Raw genomic sequence first — 21,641 nt, forward strand, 5'->3', positions numbered from 1 at the left:
GGCCTGATGCGATACCCTGAGTGGTCGGCCTTCGGGTCGGCCACTCTTTGCAATAAGGATGGATACCATGCCGTTGGGGGCATTTATCAACCGGGAGGTCGGCAATGAGTGAAGGGGATCTGCTGGCGGTCTGGCTCACCCTGAAGCTTGCGGCCTGCACCACAGCGATTTTGCTGTTGCTGGCACCGCCGCTGGCCTGGTGGCTGTCGCGCAGTCAGAACAGGCTGCGGCCGCTGGTTGAGGCGCTGGTGGCGCTGCCGCTGGTGCTGCCTCCCACGGTACTGGGTTTTTATCTGCTACTCGCCTTTTCCCCCGAATATGGCTTCGGCGCCTGGTGGCGCGACACCTTTGGCGCCCCGCTCGCCTTCAGCTTTCTCGGCCTGCTGTTTGCCTCCATCCTCTATTCGCTGCCGTTTGTGGTGCAGCCGCTCACCTCCGCCTTCGTCAACATGGGCAACAAGGAGCTGGAAGCTGCTGCGACCCTGGGGCTCGGCCCGCTGGAGCGCTTTTTCCACATCATCTTGCCGATGACCCTGCCCAGCTTCGTAATGGCGGCAGCCCTCGGCTTTGCCCATACATTGGGGGAGTTTGGCGTGGTGCTGATGATTGGCGGCAATATCCCCGGCGAAACCCAGGTACTCTCCATCGCCCTGTTTGATCATGTGGAGGCGATGGATTATCAGAACGCCCATATTCTGGCGGGCGGTTTGATGGCCTTCTCGCTGGTGATGCTGGTGCTGGTCTACGGGGTGTTGCAGCGCAGACAGCGGAGAGTGTTTGGATGAACCAGCCCGCCACTATGCCGCCAGTGAACGAGCAGCACCGCCATGCCCTGAACCTCAATGTCCGGCGCGAGTTTGGCTCCTTTACTCTCGATTGCGCACTGACTCTCGAACTGGGGGGGATCCTCGGCCTGTTCGGCCCCTCGGGCTGTGGCAAGAGCACCCTGCTGCGCATCATCGCCGGACTCGATCGCCGAAGCGGGGATCGCTTGCGGTGGCGCGATCGGGAGTATGCTCAACTGCTGCCCGAAGCGCGCCGGATCGGGCTGGTGTTTCAGGACTCGCGCCTCTTCCCCCATCTGACGGTGCTCGGCAATCTGCAACTGGCGGCCCGCAAGGGGCGAGGGCGCTGGCAGCCCGAAGCGCTGGCGGCGCGGCTCGGTTTTGCCGATCTGCTGGGGCAGCCTGCCCATGCCCTCTCTGGCGGTCAACGCCAGCGGGTAGCTCTGGGGCGGGCGCTGCTGGCCGAGCCTGATCTGCTGCTGCTCGATGAGCCTTTTTCTGCGCTCGATCGGCGCAGCCGCATCCATCAGGCCCATGTGCTCAAGGGGTTGCAGCAGGAGAGCGGCATCCCGATGATCTTCGTCAGCCACGCCATGGAGGAGGTGAGCTTGCTCTGCGATCAGCTGGTGCTGCTGGAAGGTGGCAGGGTGGAGGCGCAAGGCCGGCCGAGCGAGATCTTCGCCCGAACGGATCTCTCGCTCGCCAGCCGTGACGATGCCGGGGTGATGCTTGATGCGACCTTGGCCCACTATGATGACGACGAACAGATGGCGACCCTGCAGCTTGGTGAGCAGCAGTTGCGGGTCACCATGACCCATGTGCCGGACGAGAGTGGCCCTTTGCAGATCAAGGTGGCGGGGCGCGATGTGGTGATCGCCACCGCCCCCATCGAGCACTCCAGTCTCTCCAACTGTCTCGTCACCCGTCTGCTGGCGGTGCGCGAGGTGCGTCCCGGCCAGACCCTGTTGCAGTTGGCGCTGGGTGAGCAGATACTGCTGGCCCGGATCACCAGCCGCTCCGCCAGGCGGCTGGCGCTGGCGCCGGAGCAGCAGATCTACGCTTATATCAAGGCGGTGAGTCTGGTCAGCGAAGGCTGATTGGGCGCCGTGCTGATAACGTGGCAGGATGGCCACGGGCAACATAACAACAAGAGATGGTTCAGGTGATGAGTCGAGAGGCAATACACTGATGCGCCGCAATCAGGTGATGAAATTCAACGGTCTTGCCCTGCGCAGTGCGGGGGAGGGCCCCTTGCTGTTGCTGCTGCATGGGCTGGGCTCCTCCAGCCTCGACTGGCAGGCGCAGATCGAACGGTTTTCCGAGCACTACCGGGTGGTGGCGCTGGACTTGCGCGGCCACGGCCAGAGCATGCAGGAGGGGCCGTTCGATGTGGCGACCCTGGCAGCCGATGTGGTGAACTGGCTCGACGAGCAGCCGGAGCCCGCCTGGGTGGTGGGATTGTCGCTCGGGGCCATGGTGGCGCTGGAGCTGGCGCTGCAACTCCCCCACAAGGTGCAGGGACTGGTGCTGGTCAACGGTTTTAGCGAGTTTCTGCTGGAAACACCCAAAGAGCAGGAGCGTTACGCCCAGCGCCTCAAATGGCTGCGCTGGTTTGGCATGCGCCCGCTCGCCTGGTGGCTGGGACGCGAGCTCTTCCCGGGCCCGGATCTGGCGCAGGTGCGCCATACCTTCCGGCTGCGTTTCGTGCGCAATAAAAAGAAAACCTACAAGGCGCTGCTGGAGGCGCTACCGGGCTGGTCGGTACGTGCCCGGCTCGGCTCCATCTGGCTGCCGGTGGCCATCATCTCCACCAGTCACGACTATCTGCCGCTGGCCAAACGGGTAGAGCAGTTTGCCGCCCTGCCCAACGCCACCATCCACACCCCCAACGGCCACCACGCCTGGCCTGCGGAAGATCCTTCCGGATTTAATCATTTGCTTCACCGGATTTTAGAAACCCATTAAACTTGTCGCCCTTTTACCCCGTGTATGTATTGGTTCGATCGCCTTGCCAAAGGCATAAGGCAAGGCAATCGGACCCATTTCTGATCTATTAACAGGTGTTTCCTCATGTCTGAAGTAATGAAAATGGCCATCGATGATGGCTCGACCAACGTCAAGGTGAGCTGGATTGAGAACAAGGTGCTCAAAACCATCATCTCTCCCAACTCCTTTCGCAAGGATTGGAAGAGCGCCGCATTGCGTAAAGACAAAAAGATCTACAACTACGAGATAGGCAACACCAAGTACACCTACGACGCGACTTCCGACAAGTCTCTGGCCACCACTCATGTGGAGTACCAGTATGACGATCTCAACCTGCTCTCAGTGCATCATGCCCTGTTGCAGGCCGGTGTGACGCCGTGCGATGTCGCCATCACCGTAACCCTGCCCATCACCGAGTTTTACAACCCGGATGATTGCCAGCGTAACGAAGAGAAGATCGAGAAGAAACGCCGCAACCTGATGCGTCCGATCACCCTTAACAAGGGCGAGCTGTTCAATATCGTCAGTGTCGAAGTGATGCCGGAGAGTCTGCCTGCTGCGCTCTCCCGCCTGATTGGCTCAGGCTGCAACGAGTTCACCAAGACTCTGGTGATCGACTGTGGCGGCACCACTCTGGATATGGGGATCATCGTCGGTGAGTTTGATGATGTCTCCGATGTCTACGGTAACAACGAGATCGGTGTCTCCATGGTGACCGACGCTACCCGCAAGGCGCTGGCCGCAGCAGACAGCGACTCCAGCTATCTGGTGGCCAACGAGTTTATCAAGCGTCGTCACGACATGAGCTTTGTACGCGATGTGGTCAACGATGAGAGCCAGATCCCCAAGATCCTCGAGAAGATGCAAAACAAGATCGACGAGCTGGGCACTCAGGTTGCGCATGAAGCGAAGAAGTTCGCCAAGAACCCGAACCGTGTCTATCTGGTCGGTGGCGGCGCATCTCTGATTTATGACGCGATCAAGGCGGCCTATCCCACCCTAGGTGACCGTGTCGAGCTGCTGGACGATGCTCAGTCCGCGCTGGCTCGTGAAATCTGCCTCTACACCACGGAAGAGGATGAAGTCTATCGCGAAGCGCCTGTGATGGCCGAGGTTGACGATGAGTAGTCAACTCAAGCGCATGACCTTCTCCATCTATATGGATCCGGGTGCGCTGGAGTCTGATCGCTATGCGGTCGGGGTATTGCAGAACTGGTATCAACGGGCGCGAAAGATCCAGGAGGGCACCGAGGAGTTTGACTTCTCCAAGAGCCGTTTCCACAAGGATATCTACCTCTCCGGCATGTTCATGTACGTGCTGGCGCCCAACCTCTGCAAAGCGATTGCCAATGCACTGGGGCCGGAGCAGGTGAGCATGACGACCCTGCGTCATGCCTTTGCCAGCTGTGGTTTCAATCTGGGGGAGGTCGCTGGCGAGGCGCAGCCTGCCGCAGATGTGATGATCGACGAGATAGTGGCCAGACTGGCCCCACAGCTGGGACAGAGTGATACCACTTCACTGGTGGACGAGATTGTCAGCCGGCTTGGCGAGCAGCAACCCGCCGAGATGTGGGATGAACTCAGACAGGGACTGCCTGCCGCGCTGGATCATGACCAACTGGCCGAAGCCATCGCTGGCAAGCTGCCATCAGCAGGGGCCGAGCAGGATCTGGCTCCCCTTGCCAGCAGTATCCAACTGCTCTCTCGCCAACTGGAAGAGCAATCCCGGCTGATCCGCGAGCAGCACAGATTGATCCAGCGACTGGCCAGTTCCCCCGCTCGACAGAGTGTTGTCGGCACAGAGGCAGAACCTTTGATCGAGGATCTCTCCAGTCAGGTGGCCAGTATGAAAAAGGTCAAAGCCAAGGGGATCTTCTGATCCCCGATAGCGTTGCTAAATCGGAATACAAAAGCCGAACCACAGGGTTCGGCTTTTTTGATCCCATTGTCCCGTCCTGAATATGGTTTACACCTTTCCCCCAATAAATGGAGAACCCGATGGGACAAGGTGTGAAACGGACACAGCGCGATTACTCGCTGACTTTTAAACTGGCACTGGTCGAGCAGATTGAAAAAGGCGAACTTACCTACAAACAGGCTCAGGTGCGTTATGGCATTCAGGGCCGCTCCACCGTTCTGGTATGGTTGCGTAAACATGGTCGGCAAGATTGGAGCCAGGGGGCTTCTGTGCGTGCCGGCAGGAGCATCACCATGCCTGACCCCGACAACCAGACACCCGAACAGCGCATCAAGGAACTCGAGCAACAGCTGGCGCTGATGAGTCAGAAGGCCCAGTTTTTTGAGGCCGTCGTCGATGTACTGAAGAATGACTACGGCGTCTCCATCGTAAAAAAGCGACCCGGCAAGTCCTCTCGCAGCGGCAAGTCGAGAGGCTGAGCATTGTCAGGGCTTGCCTGTTTCTGGGGATAAGCCGGCAGGCTTACTACAAGCGCAATCGGGTTGCAGACTTACGCCATGCACAAGGACTGCAGGTGGTGCGCTTCGTGCGTCAGGTTCGACTGCGACAACCTCGGGTGGGCACGCGCAAGCTGCATTATCTGCTGCAGGGTCAGAATGATGGCGGGCTCAAGGTCGGGCGGGACAGGCTGTTTCAGATATTGGCCGAGCACCGCTTGCTGGTGCTGCCCAGACGGGCGTATCACAAGACCACCCACAGTTTTCACCGTTTCTACCGTCATCCCAACTTGCTCAAGGCGGGGCCAGAGCAGGTCACACCGGTGGCCCCGGAGCAGGTCTGGGTCGCAGATATCACCTATCTGCCAGCCAGGAGCGGGCCGCTGTACCTGAGCCTGGTGACGGATGCGTACTCACGCAAGATAGTGGGCCATCACGTGCACGAAGGAATGCATGCCAAATCGGTGGCGATGGCGTTCAAGACAGCACTGAAGCAACGACGTGGCGGCGGTGAACTCATCCATCACTCTGACCGCGGCGTGCAGTATTGCTCGGGGCTGTATCAGTCATTACATGAAAGGTACGGGGTGAAATGCTCGATGACGGATGGGTATGACTGTTATCAGAATGCGTTGGCGGAGCGGGTGAACGGGATTTTGAAAGGAGAGTTATTGTTGCAAAGCCCGCAGGATTTGACGCAAGCGCGGGAAATGGTGCGTGAAGCGGTAGATATTTACAACGAGGAGCGGCCGCATCATGCGTTGAAATACAGAACCCCCGATGCGGTACATAGGGGGTTCTGAGTAGAGAAATGCTAGTTGAAAATGTGTAAACCTATTTCAGGACTAGACACATTTGGGTCAAGGGTGAGAGCAGACCGGGCAGTCGGGGCGCTTGGGCAGTTTCATCTCGCGGAAGGTGCCGCTCAGGCCGTCGATCATCAGCAGGCGGCCGCTGTAGCTTTTGCCCATGCTGGCCAGGATCTTGATGGCTTCAAGTGCCTGCAGGCTGCCCACCAATCCCACCACGGGGGCGAGCACACCTGCCTCGACGCAGGTGAGGGCCTGCTCGCCAAACAGGGCGCTGAGGCAGGCGTAGCAGGGCTCATCTTCCTGCCAGGTGAAGCTGCAGAGCTGACCCTCCAGCCGGATGGCGGCGCCACTGACCAGCGGTATTTTGTGCTGGCGTGCCTTTTGATTCAGCAGGTTGCGAATGGCCAGGTTGTCGGTGCAATCGAGCACCAGCTGGTGCAGGGGCAGCAGGGTATTGAGCGGCGCCTCATCGGCCACGGCAGCGTGGGTCTCCACCTTGAGCCAGGGATTGAGTGCGCGCAGCGATTGCGCTGCTGAGTCTACTTTGTAGTGGCCAATTCGCTCATCGTTGTGTAGCACCTGACGCTGCAGGTTGGATAGCTCCACCTTGTCGAAATCGACTAGGGTGAGCTGGCCAACCCCGGCCACCGCCAGATACTGGCTGGCGGCGCAACCAAGGCCACCGGCGCCGATCACCAGCACACGGGCCTGCTTGAGCGCCTCCTGTCCCTCGAAGTCGAAGGATTTGAGGATGATCTGGCGGTTGTAGCGCAGCAGTTCGGCGTCGCTCAGGATCTCGCTCACAGCAGCAATCCCCCGAATGGCTCCACGGTCACCGTCTCGCCCGCGGCGACGCGGCCCCGTTCCCGTTCAAGAACGATGTAGCAGTTGGCTCGCGACAGGGAGCTGAACACGGCGGAGTCCTGCGAGCCGGTGCTGCGCACCTCGAGGCCGTTCGGTCCCTGACTCAGGATGCCGCGCTGGAAGTCGAGTCGGCCCGGGCTCTTTTTGAGTGGCTCGGCCGCAATGGCTTGCAGCTGGAGCGGGCGCTCGAAGTGCTGGCCCGCCAGCTTGGCCAGCGCCGGTTGCACCAGCTGATCGAAGGTGACCATGGCGGAGACGGGGTTGCCCGGCAGGCCGAAGAACCAGGCGCGGGGCAGACGGCCAAAAGCAAACGGCTTGCCCGGCTTGATGGCCAGCTTCCAGAAGCCAATCTCGCCGAGCTCGTCCAGCAGTTGTTTGGTGAAGTCCGCTTCCCCCACCGAGACGCCGCCGGTGGTGATGAGTACATCGGCCTCTTCGTCGGCGCGGATAAAGGCGGCGCGTAGCTGGGCGGGATCGTCGGGGATGATGCCAAGGTCGAGGCAGTCGCAGCCCATGCGCGCCAGCATGGCCCGTACGCCATAGCGGTTGGAGTCATAGATATCGCCGTGGGCCAGCGGGGTACCAACCGGTTTGAGCTCATCGCCGGTGCTGAAGATGGCCACTTTCAGCGGGCGACGCACCGTGACGGTAGCCACGCCGAGGGAGGCCAGTAGTGGCATTTCGCGCGGGGTGAGGCGAGTACCGGCTGGCAGCACGCAGGCGCCCTTGCCGATATCGCTGCCGGCGCGGCGGATATTCTGGCCCGGTTCGGGTTGTGCCAGAAAAGTGATCCGATCGCCGTCGGCCTGCGTTTCTTCCTGCATCACCACTGCATCTGTCCCTGCGGGAACCGGGGCGCCGGTCATGATCCGCACGCAGTGACCGGCGGGCCACTCGCCCTGATAGGGCTGACCGGCAAAGGCTTTGCCCGCCATGATGAGCGGGATGCCAGCGGCGAGATCGGCCAACCGCACGGCGTAACCGTCCATAGCGGAGTTGTCGAAGGGGGGCACGGCGAGGGGAGAGGCGATGTCGCTGGCAAGAACCCGGCCAAGGGCCTCTGGCAGGGGCAGTTGCTCGCTGTCGCAGCAGCAGGCGAGTTGTTCCAGCATCCCTTGCAGGGCATCGCTTAAGGGGAGTAGTCCGCTGGTATCAAATCCCATCGTCATGACCTCTTTCTATGATTGAAGGCGGGATTATCACAAAAATCCCCGGGTATGGGCAGGTTATCTCAAGGGAATCTCGGGGTAATCGGCGCTAAAACGGGGGTTGATGGCCATAAAGTATGAGGTGACGCACAAGTTGACTTGAATCTTGGCGGCAATGGCCGTTTACTATGCCGCCATAACAGATGGCTGTCACATCCTGTGTGGCGACCATTACAGCGATACCGTCGGCCCCGTACGCCGCAATAACATAAGGGGTTGCTCCTTGAGCTGCCCTCACAGTCCCTGAGCGTGGGAGAGAAGATAATGACAACCTTAAGTCCGGAAGCCTTGCTGGTCAGGGCTGCCCTCGAAGCCCAGGGACTGGAAACTCCCCTGGTCACCAACGAGCTGAATAGTCAGCAGAAGCGGGAGAAGATCGAAGGCCATATGCGCTCCATCATGGAGACGCTGGGGCTGGATCTGACCGATGACAGTCTGGCCGAAACGCCGCATCGCATCGCCAAGATGTACGTCAACGAGATCTTCTCAGGCCTCGACTATTCCACCTTCCCCAAGGTGACGGTGATCGAGAACAAGATGCAGGTGGACGAGATGATCATGGTGCGGGACATCAGCCTCACCAGCACCTGCGAACACCACTTCGTCACCATCGACGGGCTGGCCCATGTGGCCTATATCCCTCGTGGCAAGGTAATTGGCCTGTCGAAGATCAACCGCATCGTGCAATTCTTCGCCCGCCGTCCCCAGGTGCAGGAGCGGCTGACCCAGCAGATCCTGCTGGCGCTGCAGACCCTGCTCGGTACCAAGGATGTGGCCATCAGCATCAAGGCGACCCACTACTGTGTCAAGGCGCGCGGAGTGATGGATTCGACTTCTTACACCACCACCACCTCCCTCGGCGGGGTGTTCAAGACCCAGCCCGATACCCGGGCCGAGTTTCTCGGTGGCCTGCGCGGATAAAATAGCGGTTGTTTTGTAACCGCCACGCTGAATAAACGAGACGCCAGCAGCCCTTGCTGGCGTTTTTATGGACGATAGCCAGAGATGGCGAGCCTGCATCGACCACTTTCTCTATTTTCGTAAGCGAATATTTCATGTTCGTGATCGAACGCTCAAAGTGTGAAAATCTTGACTGGTAGCTCTTCGGAACCAACCTGTCCCCATCTTAAGATGCTTGCCATTACCAGCAGGGCATCATTTACAGGTTGGAGTAGCCGTGTTTCGTTCAATCAAACATCAGGTCATGTTTTTTGGTGGCTGTATTTTACTGGCTACCGTGTTGAGTGTGGTCGGGTATAGCTATCTGTCTCTTGCGACTATGCAAGGTGGTATTCAGGGCGAAATGCGCGAGACAACTCGTCAGGATGCCGGACGATGGCTGGTGGCTCTGGCTGGTCAACAAGCCGGCGAGATTGCAGGCACCTTTGAACAAGCCCTTAATACAGCAGAGACACTTGCCGCCATGCTGGCTGGCAATGTTCATCAACCCAGGCCATTGGACCGGGCTACCGTGACTGCCTTGCTCAAGGATGTTGCTGAACGGAACAGCGACTTTCTCAGTATCTACAGTGGTTGGGAGCCTAATACCTTTGATGGTCAGGACAGTGCGTATTTGACTAACGGGGTACATAGCCAGGCCACTGGCAACTTTGCCCCTTACTGGAGTCGTGGTCCAGCCGGGTTCACCATCAAACCGCTGGGCGACTATTACAGCAAGAGTTTGAGCAAGACCGGTATCCGGGCATCGGAATGGTATCTCTGTCCGATGGAGAGCAAGGCAGCCTGTGCTGTCGACCCTTCCGTTTATACCGTGAATGGCCAACCGATGCTCTTGACCTCTTTTGTTGTGCCCGTTCTGGATCAGGGCCGCTATCTGGGGATGGTCGGGGTCGACTATTCCCTCAACTACCTGCAACAGTTGGCCAAGCAGGTAAGTGGCCAGGTGTTCTCTGGCCAGAGCCGGGTCAGGATCATCAGTCCACACGGCATCATCGCCGCGGATTCGGCGCAACCTGATGTGATCGGGGGGCGGCTTGAAGAGTCTGGCTTGATGGATCTGCTCAACAAGGGAGAGACCAGTAGTCAGCAAGTTTCGGGTCAGTTGCGCGTGCTGGTGCCAATCCATCTTAAAGGGGTCACTAAAGCCTGGGGGATCATCATTGAGGTGGCTGATACGGCGCTGTTTGCAGATGCTGATCAGGCTGAACAGGCGAGAGCCGCTGATTTCAGCGAGAGTTTGTGGATGCAACTGCTGGTTGGGATCGTGGTGGCATGCCTTGGTCTTGTCGGCTTGGCCTGGGCTGCCGGATCCATCTCGCGCCCGGTACAACAGACCGCCAGCATAGTCAGACGTCTTTCTGCCGCTGGAGGGGACTTGACCCAACGCCTCAATGTGATGCGTAAAGATGAGACTGGCGAGTTGGCTGAGGGGATCAACCGGTTTGTCAGCACTATTCATCATATTGTGAGTGATACGGCACAAAGTGGCCGCGACTTGCAGCTAGCTGCCCACCAATCTGCCGAGCTGGCTCAGCAAGGATTGTCCAATAGCCATCGGCAATTGGAAGAGATTGAACTGGTTGCAGCAGCCATCCACGAAATGGCCTCGACGGCGGACTCCGTCTCCAGCAGTGCACAGATTACCGCTGATGCTGTAGATGAGACCCGCAAAGCGGTGCATAGAGGTCAGCATGTGGTGAGTAATTCCGCTAGTGGTATCCGTGAGCTGAGTGTGCAAGTAGATGTGGTGGCACAGCGGATTGCCGAGTTGCAGCAACAGGGTCAACAGATCGGTTCGATTCTCGATGTGATCCGTACCATTTCGGAACAGACCAATTTGTTGGCTCTGAATGCAGCGATTGAGGCCGCTCGTGCCGGGGAACATGGTCGGGGGTTTGCGGTGGTTGCGGATGAGGTCAGGGGATTGGCGTCCAAAACCCAGGCTTCAACCAAAGAGATCCAGGGCATGATCGAGCGCCTTCGTCAGACCACGGCAGAAGCTGTGAGTACCATGGGAGAGGGAAAAAACTTGAGTGAGCTGGCATTGCAGGATGCAGAGCTTGCCGTGACCGAGCTTGCGACGATAGTTATGTCGGCAGACCGGATCCAGGATATGGCGACTCAGATCGCCAGTGCGGCAGAGGAGCAGTCCAAGGTCACCGATGATATCAGTCGAAATGTCAGCAACATTCATGACGCGGCAACCGCATCGACCCGTTTGGCTAACCAGCAGGATGAACAAAGTCAGCAGATGCATAAGTTAGCCAGCGATGTAATGGACAAGATTGGGCGCTTCCGCTATTAAGTTTTTACCCCCTTATAGTTGATCTTTCATCCAAATGACCCCTATTTTGAACGGGGTCATTTGAGTTGCTTTAATTTTAATCACAAGACTCTTTCCGAACCGCAATAATCCGGCTATTCTACCGCCCCTCTCGGCTCTCGCTGCCGCTCATGGAATTCAGAGATATTCATCAAGGTTGGATGGTGCGCCACTGAACAGGTGGCCAGATAGTTCATGCCAGGAGGGCGTGAACCGGACGAGTGCTACGAATTTAACGACCACCAGGATATCCCATGAATACCAGTTCCATGACCATAGGCAAAAAACTCACCGCCGGCTTTGCCGTGCTCGGTTTGATGGTCGCCTTTATCGGCGGTTTTTCCCTTGTCCAGTTTGGCAACATGAATGATGTTGCCATCCGGTTTACCGACAGCATCTTGCCAGCGGTCAATCGCACCAGCGCGATCGGGGATTCTCTCGGTGAGTTGCGTCGTTATGAGCTGGGTTATTTCGTGGTGGCTGCCGAGCCGCTGAAAAGGGCTGAATATCGGAATATTGCCAGCCAACAGCTTAACTCGATCGCGCAGCAGCTGATTGCCCATGACAAGACGATCTGGCCTGAGGATGTGGCGGAGCGCCGTACCTTCGATACGGTGAAATCTGACTGGGATCGTTACGTCGCCCTGCACCAGCGAGTCAAACAGCTGCAAGACAGCGATCAGCTTGCCGAAGCCCAACGCATCTTCCTTGAGGAGGGGGTTCCCCTTTACACCGCGCTGAGCAAGTCAGTGGCCTCCCTTATCCAGATTAACCATGGTTATGCGTCTGAATCCCGCAGCGACATTGTCGACTCTTATCAATCCGCCAATCTGAGTGTCACCATCGCGCTGGTGATCGGTTTGATCCTTGTGGTGGTGCTCTCCGTGGTACTGACCCGCCAGATCCGCGATCCGCTGATCATGCTGGCCCGTCAGGCCCAGCGTATTGCCAATGGCGATCTGGGTCAGGGCGAACTGCAGCAGTGGATCCGTGACAGCCGCTTCAACCGCGATGAACTGGGTCAGCTGGGCGCCGCCATCAACCGGATGCAGGGTTCCCTCTCCGATCTGGTGAGCGAGATCGCCGGCTCCGTGAGCCAACTCAGCAGCGCAGTGGAGGAGGTGAGCGCCATCTCCAGCCAGTCTGCCAGCGGCATGGCCATCCAGCAGAACGAAGTCTCCCAGGTGGCGACCGCCATGAACGAGATGCAGTCCACCGTCAACGAAGTGGCCCGCAACACCACGGATGCCATGAGCGCCGCCAAGGATGCCTCCCGCACCTCTGCTGCTGGCAGCGAAGTGGTACGCAGCTCCATTGCCAGCATCGAAGAGGTGTCGGTCAAGATTGAACAGGCGGGCACAGTAGTGCAGCAGCTGGAGGCCGACAGCGCCAACATCAGCGTGGTGCTGGATGTGATTCGCGATATCGCCGGTCAGACCAACCTGCTGGCCCTTAACGCCGCCATCGAAGCGGCCCGTGCCGGTGAGCAGGGTCGTGGTTTTGCGGTCGTTGCGGATGAAGTGCGTTCATTGGCCCAGCGGACCCAGGACTCCACCGCCGAGATCAGCAAGATGATCGAACTGTTGCAGAGCCGCGCCGCCGAGGCAGGCAACGCCATGCAGCTGAGTCGTCACCAGATGCAGGAGAGCGTTGGTCTGGCGCGGGATGCCGGTACCAGTATCGAGACCATCAATGGTGCCGTGGTGCGCATCACTGACATGAATACCCTGATCGCCACCGCCACCGAAGAGCAGAATGCGGTGACCGAAGAGCTCAACCGCAGCATCGTCAACATTCACAATGCCGCTGACGAGAATGCCCAGGGCGCTCATCAGATCGCTCAGGCTTGCGTCGAGCTGAGCAAGCTGGCAAGCACCCTGCACCATATGACCCAGCGCTTCACCCTCTAAGGGTTGATGCATGGATAACAGAAGGCCCCACCAATTGGCGGGGCCTTGTTGTTTCTGGCGTTGTGGAAGGGCTCAGCTCAGGCCGACTATCTCGCCGTTCTCATCGATATCGATATGGCGATAGGCAGGCAGGCTGCCCAGCCCCGGCATGGTCATGATGGGGCCCGCCAGCGCATAGACGAAGCCGGCACCGGCGCAGAGCTTTACCTCGTCGATGGGCACCTCGAAATCGGTCGGCACCCCCTTGAGGGCAGGGTCATGGCTGATGGAGAGCGGCGTCTTGGCCACGCAGATGGGCAAGTGATCCCAGCCTTCGGCGGAAAGTTGCGCCAGCTGCTGGCGGGCTTTGTCGGATAGCTGCACTCCGCGGCCACCGTAGCCGCACTCCACCAGGGTCGCCAGCTTGGCATCGAGGCTCATCTCGTCGGGGTAGAGCAGTTTCACCTTGCTAGGTTGCTCGCAGGCGGCGACCACGGCGCGGGCCAGCTCGCTGGCGCCTGCGCCACCCTGGGTGAAGGCATTGGAGATAGCTGCGCCACAGGCACCGGCTTGCTGCGCTTCATGGGCCAGCAGCGCTAGCTCGGCCTCGCTGTCGGTAGGGAAGCGGTTGATGGCGACCACCACCGGCACCCCGTAACGGCGGGCGTTCTGGATATGCCAGGCGAGGTTGGCGCAGCCCTGCTTGAGGGTCGGCAGATCCTCCCCTTGCAGACTGGCAGGCAGCGGCTGGCCCGGGCGGATATCGAGCAGGCCGCTGTTGGCCTTGAGGCCGCGCACCGTGGCCACCAGTACTACGCAGGCGGGGGGGATGCCGGATTGGCGGCTCTTGATGTTAAAGAACTTCTCCAGCCCCATGTCGGAGCCAAAACCCGCCTCGGTCACCACATAGTCGGTCAGACCGAGGGCGATGCGATCGGCGATCACCGAGGAGTTGCCGTGGGCGATATTGGCAAAGGGGCCTGCGTGTACCAGCACCGGCGTCTGCTCGGTGGTCTGCATCAGGGTCGGTTGCAGCGCATCTTTGAGCAGCACCGTCATGGCGCCTGCTACTTCCAACTGTTCGGCGGTGACGGGCTTGCCGTGAATATCGCGGGCCAGCTGGATGCGGCCGATGCGATCGCGCAGATCCTTGAGATCGCTTGCCAGCGCCAGAATGGCCATTAGCTCGGAGGCGGCGGTGATGACGAAGCGATCGCAGCGCTCCACACCATCGGCAGCGCCGCCCTGACCTATGGTGAGGTGGCGCAGGGCGCGGTCATTCATGTCGAGGGTGCGCGGCCAGAGGATATGGGCCGGGTCGATCTCGAGCCGCGGCAAACCGGTTCTGGCGGTGAACTCATCGCCGAGTTTTTGCTCGTGGAACAGGCGGGCATCGAGGGCTGCAGCCGCCAGATTGTGGGCTGCCGTTAGGGCGTGAAAATCGCCGGTGAGGTGGAGGTTCATCTCCTCCATCGGCACCACCTGGGCGTGGCCGCCACCGGCAGCGCCCCCCTTGACCCCGAATACCGGGCCGAGGCTCGGCTGGCGGATAGTGGCGATGCTGGGCTGGCCAATATGGTTGAGCCCCATGGAGAGGCCAAGGGTGGTCACCGTTTTCCCTTCACCGAGCGGGGTCGGGGTGATGGCGCTCACCAGTACCAGCTTGCCGCTCTGTGTGGGCTGAGACTTGAGCAGGTCGAGGCTGAGCTTGCCTTTGTAGTGGCCATGAGGGCTGAGCAGGTGCTGGGGGATGGCGAGGCGTTCGGCCAGCGCGTGAATGGAGAGACAGGGGGACTGGCGGGAGATCTCGATATCGCTTAGCATCAGCACCTCGTTGGCATATCGGGGTAAAATATGCGGCGCAGTCTAGTGGAATATAACGGGTAATCCAATGACGAAAACGATTTTATTTGGTGAGGGTGAGGTTCGTCAGAATCCTGTTCGGCTGGAGCTCAACGCACTCTATCATCCCCCCAAGCAGCCGATGACGGCGCTGGGGATTGTCAGCGCGCTGGTGCCGTTGTTCGGTTTCGGCTGGCAGGCGATGACCCAGGACCCCGAAACCCAGCTGCGCCACGAGATCCGCAAACGGGTCAACAAGCACAAGACCGACGAGGCAAACCTCATTCTGATCCTGCAGCTTGCCGCCATGTTTGACTGCCCCGAGATTGAAGTGGCGCTCCCCTATGCCCTCGGTGAGCCGCAGTTGTCGGTTGTCCGCACCCGTTTGCCACGTTGGCAGTTAAGCCTCGAGCAGGAGCGTCTGCTAGCCAAGCTCACTCCTGTTGCCGCATCCACCACCACACCCGACCAGCGTTAGGTTTCAAGCCGGGTCAGCAGGCCGGATAGTCAGGCCCTATCCTCTGCTCTGGCAATCAGGTCGGCGCATCCCACTGTTGCGGGGCGAGATAGCGCTCCTGCACGAACTCGATAAAGCAGCGCACCTTGGCCGAGACGAAGCGGCGGTGCGGATAGACCGCATAAAGTCCCACATCTCCCTTGTCCCACTCTGGCAGCAGGCTGACCAGCTGCCCTGACCGCAGGGCCTCCCCCACGATAAAGGTGGGCTGCAATATGATGCCCTGATCATCACAAGCGGCGCGGGTCATCGCCACCCCGTTGTTGGCCCGCAGCGGCCCCTGTGGCCGGATGCTCTGCTGCTCGCTTCCCCGTTTGAAGTGCCACTCCGGCTGGGTCAGGGTGTAGATCAGACAGTCGTGCTGTTTGAGATCCTCGGGTTTTTCCGGTCTGCCCTTGCGTGCCAGATAGGCGGGGCTGGCGCAAAGCTCGACCCGAATGGTGGCAAGCTGGCGCGCCACCAGCGAGGAGTCGCTGAGGTGGCCGATCCGCAGCGCCAGATCGAACCCCTCTTCCACTAGCGCGACCCGCCGGTCGCTGTACTCGATATCGAGCTTGAGATCGGGAAAGCGCTGGCGAAACAGCGGCAGGGCCGGGGAGAGGTGCAGATAGCCAAAATCCATCGGCACCGAGAGCTTGAGGGTGCCGTTCGGCTGCTGGTTGTGGTGGGTCAGCTGGCTGTGGGTCTCTTCCAGCTCCGCCAGCAGGGCGAGGGAGCGCTGGTAGTAGAACTGGCCCGCTTCGGTGGGATTGACCTGACGGGTGGTGCGCGACAGAAGCCGGGTGGCGAGGGACTCCTCCAGCTGCTGCATCAGTTTGGAGGCCATGGCGACCGAGATGCCGAGCTGGTTGGCGGCCTTGGTAAAGCTCTGGCACTCCACCACCTTGATAAAGGTGCGCATGGCAGCGATCTGGTCCATTTTCCATCCTCAGTAAATAATGAATTTAATAAATCACTGATTATTCATCTTCAGAACGAGGTTAGCATTTTAACCACTGATGTGAACCCCAAGATGAAGGAACGAACGGATGAAAATGACCAAGGCTCTGCTGGCCTCCTGCCTGTTTATGGCTACCCCCCTGATGGCGGCGGATTACGATGTGGATGCGGCGCACACCACGGTGCAGTTCAAGGTGGGTCACCTGGGCTTCTCCGAGCTGGTGGGTCGCTTCAACACCTTCAGCGGCACCTTCAGCATGGATGACGCCAACCCGGCGGCCGCCAAGGCGAGCTTTGAAGTGGATGCCGCCAGCGTCGACTCCAATCACGAAGCCCGCGACAAGCACCTGCGCAGCCCTGACTTCCTCGACGTGAAGCAGTATCCCAAGATGACCTTCGTCAGCTCCGCTTACGAGGGCACCAAGGATAAAGGCGTGCTGAAAGGGACTCTGACCCTGCACGGCGTCTCCAAGGAAGTGGCATTCGATCTGGTCAAAATTGGCGAGGGCAAGGATCCCTGGGGCGGTTACCGCAGCGGCTTCAACGCCTCCACGACCATCAAGCGCAGTGACTTTGGCGTGAGCTACATGCTGCCCGGCATCCCGGACGAGATGAACATCAACCTGTTTGTCGAAGGCGTGCGCAAGTAATGGGCGCGGAACTTCTGCTGCAAACCCTGGCGGCTCCTCTGGGAGCCGCTTTGCTATCGTGGCGCTGGCCGCGACTGGGGTATCTGTGGGGCGCGCTGGCGCTCTGGCTGGTGGGAGCCTGGCTCGGCGGCCTCTATGGCATACCGGAAAAGGCGTGGCAGTGGCTGCCGCTAACCCTGCTTGTCCCCGCCATTGCGGCTCAGGTGAACGATCTGCGCGGCTCGCTGCTGCTCTTTGCCGTGTTCAGCGCGCTGGTGTGGTGGCAGGGATTGGCATCGGTATTGGCGAGCGAACCCGGGATCTGGCCGGCACTGCTGCCCGCCATCCTCTGGTTTGGCTGGAGCACCTTGCGCTGTGATAGCCGCGAGGGGCTCGGGTTTGCCTTCGGTTTTATCTGGTTGGCGCTGGTGATCGGCATCGATGGTAGCCTGCTGATTGCCCAGCTGGCCGGTGCGCTGGCCGCTTTCGCCGGCTTTCGTGCCCTGCTCGCCACCTTTGTTGGCATCAATGTAGCCCCAGCCGGTCTGGCGCTGGTCCTCGCCTTTGTCCAGATGCTGGCCTGGCAATATGTGGAGGTGCCGCTGGTGGTGTTGCTGCCGGTCTGGTTGCTGCCGCTGCTGGAGTGGGCGTTGCGTGACAAACCCTGGCCAGTGCGTTGGGGTGGGCTGATCTTGCTCGCCGCGGCAGGAACCGGGCTTAGCCTGTGGTGGGTGTGGCCTGCTGCTTCTTTGTACTGATTTTTGCATGTAAAACAGGCAATTACAGTCATTTTTGCATACCCGCTCATACTCTTGACAGATAATGATTGAGCCACCTATGTGTTTCAGATAAAAAGGTTTTTCATTTTATTTGGACATACACAGAACCCGGCCGCGCCGGGTTCTGTTTGCCTGCTTTGCGGCACATAAGGAGGCCACAGTTGCGCAGTCAAGGATCTGAGCATCTGTTTTTTCGCCATTTCACCGGACAGGGACGCATCGACGGTCTCTGTATTCTGCTGGTCACTCACCTGCTTCCCGATCGCCCCCGTTTTATCGAAGCGCTTTCCCGGATTGGACGGATTGGCGCCATTTTGCCCAAACCGAAATCGGTACACGGCCCGACCCTAGAGTGGGTATCACAACACTATCCGGTGCTGCCCCTCAACCGGCGCTGGACCAATGATCCCGACAGTATCATCCAGCAGATTGCGCCGCTGGTGGCCCCCCACGAGCGGTTGCTGATCCTCGATATTGGCGGTTACTTTGCCAAAACCCAAGTGATCTTGAGTGAATACTTCGGCCCCCGTTTCCTCGGGGTGGTGGAGATGACCGAGAACGGCCATCAACGCTATGAGCAGGAGGTGCTGGCAACCCCCGTGGTGTCGGTGGCACGCAGCCCCCTCAAGCAGGCCGAGGATATCCAGATTGGTTTGAGCGTGGTCTACTCCGCGGAGTCGCTGGCTCGTAATCTCAACCGTACTTTCAACGTCTGCGAAGCCGTGCTGTTTGGCTATGGCAAGGTGGGGCGCAGCATCGCCCGCGACCTGCGCTGTCGCAACCTCCATCTCGGGCTGGTGGAGACCGATGTGCTGCGACAGGTCGAAGCGCTCTCGCACGGTTTTCGCTTGATCACCAAGGCTGAAGCCTTGATCCGCGCCGAGCTGGTGATCTGCTCTACCGGCAACGGCTCGCTGGATTTGGCGGATCTGCAGGCGCTGCGCCCCGGCACCATGGTCGCCTCGGTCACCTCGGCCGACGACGAGTTTGCCTTCTCGCTGGCCCAGTTGCCGTGGCCGAGCGAAGAGGTGTGCCCCCATGTGCTGGCCCTCAACCGGCCGGATGGTACCCAGATCTACCTGCTCAACCGGGGTGAGGCGGTCAACTTCGTCCATGGCGCCGTGATTGGCGAATATGTCTATCTGGTGCTGGCGGAGATCATGGAAGGGATCCGGATGCTAGCGGCAGGCCCTCTTGCTCCCGGCCTGTTCGAGCTGCCAGAATCGGCGATGCGTACCATTGCCCGCCATTGGTTGGCCGATTTTCATGGGGTTGATCAGCACTGATTTGACCAAACCGGGATCGGCCATTGGGCGGCAGTACGCCACTTCCCGCCATTGTCGCTTTTTTATGGAGTCACTCATGATCGAGTCTGAAACCCTGATCAGCAAACCCCGCATAGAAATCCGCTACTGCACCCTCTGTCGCTGGATGCTGCGCGCCGCCTGGCTGGCGCAGGAGCTGCTATCCACCTTCGACAGCGATCTGGCGGAGGTGGCGCTGGTGCCGGCCAGCAAGGGGGAGTTCCGCATTCTGGTGAGCGGGGTGCAGGTGTGGGATCGGGTGGTCGATGACGGCTTCCCCGAGGCCAAGGAGATCAAGCAGCGGGTGCGTGACGTCATCGCCCCTGAGCGGGATCTCGGCCACTCGGATCGCAAGGCGGCCGACTAACGCCAGATGGGCCGAGCGCTTCGAAAAGGTGCTGAGCATGAGAGCGAAAGGAGAGGGAGGCCATGGCCTCTCTCTCCTTTTTTGCCTTTGGCTGTTTGCCTGGCGCCAGCAGGGCTATGAGCGCGGCTCGGTCAGATGGCTGCCGATATAGCGGGCCCGCTTGTGGGACTTGATCCGGCTCACATCGACCCACACCAGCCCGTCGATGCAGTGGTTGAAGTCGGGGTCGATGCCAAAATCCATGAACTGCACCCCGCCCGGCTCGCACAGCTCGGAATACTGCTTGTAGAGGGTTGGGATGGCGCAGCCCAGATTGTCGAGACGGGCCTTGAGTGCTTTGAGATCAGCGCCGTAATCCACCCCCTCGAACAGAGGTTGCGTCTCGGGGTAGGGACGGCGGGAGGGGGCCAGCGCCAGCTCGGGGGCAAAGTGCTGGCGGTAGAAGCTCACCAGCAGATCCTTGGCCGCCGGCGGCAGGCTGCCGGAGAGCGACACAGGGCCAAACAGGTAGCGGTAGCGGGGATAGCGGGCCAGATAGGCACCGATGCCGAACCAGAGATAATCGAGCCCCCGCTTGCCCCAGTAGGCGGGCTGGATAAAGCTGCGGCCAAGCTCGATGGCAAGCTCCAGCCGCGGCAGCAGCTTATCCTCAAAGCCGAACAGGGTGTGGCTGTAGAGACCATCCTTCCCCTTGCTGGCCAGCAGCTCTGCCACCGGGGCAAAGCGGTAGGCGCCGATAATGTCGAGTCGGGCCGGATCCCAGAGGATCAGGTGGTGATAGTCGTTGTCAAAGCCATCGAGATCCCGCCGCTTGCCAGACCCTTCCCCCACCGCGCGAAATGCGATCTCCCGCAGCCGCCCCAGCTCGCGCAGGATCACCGAGTGACTCAGTTCATGGCGGCGGTAGAGGTAGATCCCCTGACCATCCGGGGTGGTGCCGAGCTGCTCGCAGCTTTCGATGGCCTGTTTGAGTTGGCGGCGATCCTCCGGCAGGGCGATGGGGGCCTCGGTCTGCAGCCGTCCCGCCTTGCCACGGCCAATCCGGTAGAGGTGGTTGCGCACCAGCCGCGCCGCCGTCTTGGCGGGTAGATCCTGAAAACTGCCGATTGGAATGCGCGCTCCTATGGTCACCGGCAGGGTCTGCCCCTGCTGGCGAAACAGCTGGCGTACCAGCAACAGGGCGGAGGCGGGCTTGTTGAGCCAGGAGGCGAGATAGAACCAGAGGCTGTTGCGTCCCCCCAGATGGATGGGCACCAGCGGGGTGCGTGTGCGCTGGGCCAGCTTGATAAAGCCTGCCTGCCAGGGGCCATCTTTCACCCCCTTGAGGCCAAGCCGGGATACTTCGCCTGCGGGGAAGATCACCAGCGCCCCTTCACGGGCGAGGTGTTCGTTCATGGCGAGGATGGCCTGTCGATCGGTCTTGCCCTCCATATTGTCCACCGGCAATAGCAAAGGGCGCAGCGGCGCGAGCTGGGCCAGCAGCTGGTTGGCAACGATCTTCACATCGGGGCGGATGCGACCGAGCAGTTGCAGCAGCGCCAGTCCGTCCAGCGAGCCGATGGGGTGGTTGGCAACAAGAATGACCCGGCCGCTGGCGGGAATATGCTCCAGCTGCGCCTCGCTGACCCGATAGTCGAAATCGAGCTGGGTCAGCGCCTGCTCGACAAAGTCGAGGCCGCGCAGGTGCGGGTAGCGGGTGGCAAAGTCGGCAAAGGCTCGTTCGTTGAGCAGCCAGCCCAGCAGCCGCTTTAACAGCGGGGTGAGCAGGGGGTAGCCAAGCAGGCGGGGGAAGTGCTGGGTCAGCAGGGTATCGATAGTGAACATCTGGGGGGCTCCGGCGATCCGTTGCTCCCAGCATGATGTGACACTGTTCCCGCGACATGTCAGCGGGATGACAGTTTGATGGCAGCGGCAGCCAGTAGCTCCTGAGCGACCCCCCCGGTTTACCTTTCTTGATGGGTGATGGCCAGATAGCAAGGGGGGAGCCGGTAAACCGGCTCCCCCCTTTTGCCCTGGTAATGA

19 protein-coding genes are annotated in these 21,641 nt (G+C 60.0%); 14 read left to right on the top strand and 5 right to left on the bottom strand.

The window, feature by feature from the left end:
• The first annotated feature begins 104 nt into the window (after window positions 1-104).
• The 6 genes from modB to ACB040_RS06955 all read left to right on the top strand — a co-directional run bounded on the left by modB (window position 105) and on the right by ACB040_RS06955 (window position 5,989).
• Window positions 105-785, top strand: coding sequence for a molybdate ABC transporter permease subunit (gene modB / locus ACB040_RS06930; RefSeq protein WP_005361814.1), 681 nt, complete (start codon window positions 105-107; stop codon window positions 783-785).
• Window positions 782-1,882 (top strand): molybdenum ABC transporter ATP-binding protein, encoded by a 1,101-nt coding sequence (gene modC, locus ACB040_RS06935; RefSeq protein WP_371153743.1) that lies wholly within the window; start codon window positions 782-784, stop codon window positions 1,880-1,882. Before modB ends, modC begins: the two co-directional genes overlap by 4 nt.
• A gap of 91 nt (window positions 1,883-1,973) precedes the next feature.
• Complete coding sequence (locus ACB040_RS06940; RefSeq protein ID WP_371153745.1) at window positions 1,974-2,750, top strand: alpha/beta fold hydrolase; 777 nt, start codon at window positions 1,974-1,976, stop codon at window positions 2,748-2,750.
• Between the two features lie 105 nt (window positions 2,751-2,855).
• On the top strand, window positions 2,856-3,899 hold the full coding sequence (gene parM / locus ACB040_RS06945) for a plasmid segregation protein ParM domain-containing protein (protein ID WP_338771873.1): 1,044 nt from the start codon (window positions 2,856-2,858) through the stop codon (window positions 3,897-3,899).
• A complete protein-coding gene (locus tag ACB040_RS06950) occupies window positions 3,892-4,650 on the top strand; it encodes a hypothetical protein (RefSeq protein WP_371153747.1) in 759 nt (252 codons plus the stop codon). Before parM ends, ACB040_RS06950 begins: the two co-directional genes overlap by 8 nt.
• A 119-nt stretch (window positions 4,651-4,769) precedes the next feature.
• Window positions 4,770-5,989 (top strand): IS3 family transposase gene (locus ACB040_RS06955; protein WP_371153749.1). Its coding sequence is split into 2 segments (ribosomal slippage): window positions 4,770-5,118 and window positions 5,118-5,989, totalling 1,221 coding nucleotides; the frame shifts between segments, so codons are not numbered across the junction.
• A 57-nt stretch (window positions 5,990-6,046) separates the two neighbouring features.
• On the opposite strand, the gene moeB is transcribed toward ACB040_RS06955, so the two are convergent.
• Together moeB and moeA are read right to left on the bottom strand one after the other, a co-directional pair.
• Window positions 6,047-6,802: a molybdopterin-synthase adenylyltransferase MoeB gene (gene moeB, locus ACB040_RS06960; RefSeq protein WP_371153750.1), complete on the bottom strand. Its 756-nt coding sequence runs from the start codon at window positions 6,800-6,802 to the stop codon at window positions 6,047-6,049.
• Complete coding sequence (gene moeA / locus ACB040_RS06965) at window positions 6,799-8,025, bottom strand: molybdopterin molybdotransferase MoeA (RefSeq protein ID WP_371153780.1); 1,227 nt, start codon at window positions 8,023-8,025, stop codon at window positions 6,799-6,801. The genes moeB and moeA overlap by 4 nt, the downstream gene beginning before the upstream one ends.
• Window positions 8,026-8,334: 309 nt before the next feature.
• On the opposite strand from moeA, the gene folE reads away from it, so the two are divergent.
• The 3 genes from folE (at window position 8,335) to ACB040_RS06980 (ending at window position 13,263) form a co-directional block, all read left to right on the top strand.
• Window positions 8,335-8,991: a GTP cyclohydrolase I FolE gene (gene folE, locus ACB040_RS06970; protein ID WP_115522773.1), complete on the top strand. Its 657-nt coding sequence runs from the start codon at window positions 8,335-8,337 to the stop codon at window positions 8,989-8,991.
• A gap of 256 nt (window positions 8,992-9,247) precedes the next feature.
• Window positions 9,248-11,335: a methyl-accepting chemotaxis protein gene (locus ACB040_RS06975; protein WP_371153752.1), complete on the top strand. Its 2,088-nt coding sequence runs from the start codon at window positions 9,248-9,250 to the stop codon at window positions 11,333-11,335.
• Window positions 11,336-11,607: 272 nt separating this feature from the next.
• The gene (locus ACB040_RS06980) at window positions 11,608-13,263 is read left to right on the top strand and encodes a methyl-accepting chemotaxis protein (protein ID WP_338771858.1); all 1,656 of its coding nucleotides are present in this window, start codon (window positions 11,608-11,610) and stop codon (window positions 13,261-13,263) included.
• A gap of 72 nt (window positions 13,264-13,335) precedes the next feature.
• Here ACB040_RS06980 and ACB040_RS06985 read toward each other — a convergent pair whose 3' ends face one another.
• A complete protein-coding gene (locus ACB040_RS06985) occupies window positions 13,336-15,066 on the bottom strand; it encodes a formate--tetrahydrofolate ligase (protein ID WP_338771856.1) in 1,731 nt (576 codons plus the stop codon).
• 67 nt (window positions 15,067-15,133) lie between these two features.
• Between ACB040_RS06985 and ACB040_RS06990 the strand changes: the two genes are divergently transcribed.
• The gene (locus ACB040_RS06990; protein ID WP_302245598.1) at window positions 15,134-15,562 is read left to right on the top strand and encodes a hypothetical protein; all 429 of its coding nucleotides are present in this window, start codon (window positions 15,134-15,136) and stop codon (window positions 15,560-15,562) included.
• Between the two features lie 55 nt (window positions 15,563-15,617).
• On the opposite strand, the gene ACB040_RS06995 is transcribed toward ACB040_RS06990, so the two are convergent.
• Window positions 15,618-16,520 (bottom strand): LysR family transcriptional regulator, encoded by a 903-nt coding sequence (locus tag ACB040_RS06995; RefSeq protein ID WP_338771850.1) that lies wholly within the window; start codon window positions 16,518-16,520, stop codon window positions 15,618-15,620.
• Window positions 16,521-16,629: 109 nt separating this feature from the next.
• Between ACB040_RS06995 and ACB040_RS07000 the strand changes: the two genes are divergently transcribed.
• From ACB040_RS07000 to ACB040_RS07015, 4 genes are all read left to right on the top strand, one after another.
• The gene (locus ACB040_RS07000; RefSeq protein WP_005334411.1) at window positions 16,630-17,190 is read left to right on the top strand and encodes a YceI family protein; all 561 of its coding nucleotides are present in this window, start codon (window positions 16,630-16,632) and stop codon (window positions 17,188-17,190) included.
• Window positions 17,190-17,927 (top strand): hypothetical protein, encoded by a 738-nt coding sequence (locus tag ACB040_RS07005; protein WP_338771847.1) that lies wholly within the window; start codon window positions 17,190-17,192, stop codon window positions 17,925-17,927. The genes ACB040_RS07000 and ACB040_RS07005 overlap by 1 nt, the downstream gene beginning before the upstream one ends.
• A 182-nt stretch (window positions 17,928-18,109) precedes the next feature.
• Complete coding sequence (locus ACB040_RS07010; protein ID WP_371153756.1) at window positions 18,110-19,234, top strand: adenosylhomocysteinase; 1,125 nt, start codon at window positions 18,110-18,112, stop codon at window positions 19,232-19,234.
• Between the two features lie 76 nt (window positions 19,235-19,310).
• The gene (locus ACB040_RS07015; protein ID WP_371153758.1) at window positions 19,311-19,619 is read left to right on the top strand and encodes a SelT/SelW/SelH family protein; all 309 of its coding nucleotides are present in this window, start codon (window positions 19,311-19,313) and stop codon (window positions 19,617-19,619) included.
• Between the two features lie 114 nt (window positions 19,620-19,733).
• On the opposite strand, the gene ACB040_RS07020 is transcribed toward ACB040_RS07015, so the two are convergent.
• The gene (locus ACB040_RS07020) at window positions 19,734-21,443 is read right to left on the bottom strand and encodes a lysophospholipid acyltransferase family protein (RefSeq protein ID WP_371153760.1); all 1,710 of its coding nucleotides are present in this window, start codon (window positions 21,441-21,443) and stop codon (window positions 19,734-19,736) included.
• Window positions 21,444-21,641: the final 198 nt, after the last annotated feature.

The sequence above is a fragment of the Aeromonas sp. S11(2024) genome, assembly GCF_041402345.1.
GTDB classification, from domain to species: domain Bacteria; phylum Pseudomonadota; class Gammaproteobacteria; order Enterobacterales; family Aeromonadaceae; genus Aeromonas; species Aeromonas veronii.

Excerpts from the sequence above, each read along its gene's own strand:
- modB (WP_005361814.1), top strand. The coding sequence starts at position 105 with ATGAGTGAAGGGGATCTGCTGGCGGTCTGGCTCACCCTGAAGCTTGCG.
- modC (WP_371153743.1), top strand. The coding sequence starts at position 782 with ATGAACCAGCCCGCCACTATGCCGCCAGTGAACGAGCAGCACCGCCAT.
- ACB040_RS06940 (WP_371153745.1), top strand. The coding sequence starts at position 1,974 with ATGCGCCGCAATCAGGTGATGAAATTCAACGGTCTTGCCCTGCGCAGT.
- parM (WP_338771873.1), top strand. The coding sequence starts at position 2,856 with ATGTCTGAAGTAATGAAAATGGCCATCGATGATGGCTCGACCAACGTC.
- ACB040_RS06950 (WP_371153747.1), top strand. The coding sequence starts at position 3,892 with ATGAGTAGTCAACTCAAGCGCATGACCTTCTCCATCTATATGGATCCG.
- moeA (WP_371153780.1), bottom strand. The coding sequence starts at position 8,025 with ATGGGATTTGATACCAGCGGACTACTCCCCTTAAGCGATGCCCTGCAA.
- folE (WP_115522773.1), top strand. The coding sequence starts at position 8,335 with ATGACAACCTTAAGTCCGGAAGCCTTGCTGGTCAGGGCTGCCCTCGAA.
- ACB040_RS06980 (WP_338771858.1), top strand. The coding sequence starts at position 11,608 with ATGAATACCAGTTCCATGACCATAGGCAAAAAACTCACCGCCGGCTTT.
- ACB040_RS06985 (WP_338771856.1), bottom strand. The coding sequence starts at position 15,066 with ATGCTAAGCGATATCGAGATCTCCCGCCAGTCCCCCTGTCTCTCCATT.
- ACB040_RS06990 (WP_302245598.1), top strand. The coding sequence starts at position 15,134 with ATGACGAAAACGATTTTATTTGGTGAGGGTGAGGTTCGTCAGAATCCT.
- ACB040_RS06995 (WP_338771850.1), bottom strand. The coding sequence starts at position 16,520 with ATGGACCAGATCGCTGCCATGCGCACCTTTATCAAGGTGGTGGAGTGC.
- ACB040_RS07000 (WP_005334411.1), top strand. The coding sequence starts at position 16,630 with ATGAAAATGACCAAGGCTCTGCTGGCCTCCTGCCTGTTTATGGCTACC.
- ACB040_RS07005 (WP_338771847.1), top strand. The coding sequence starts at position 17,190 with ATGGGCGCGGAACTTCTGCTGCAAACCCTGGCGGCTCCTCTGGGAGCC.
- ACB040_RS07015 (WP_371153758.1), top strand. The coding sequence starts at position 19,311 with ATGATCGAGTCTGAAACCCTGATCAGCAAACCCCGCATAGAAATCCGC.
- ACB040_RS07020 (WP_371153760.1), bottom strand. The coding sequence starts at position 21,443 with ATGTTCACTATCGATACCCTGCTGACCCAGCACTTCCCCCGCCTGCTT.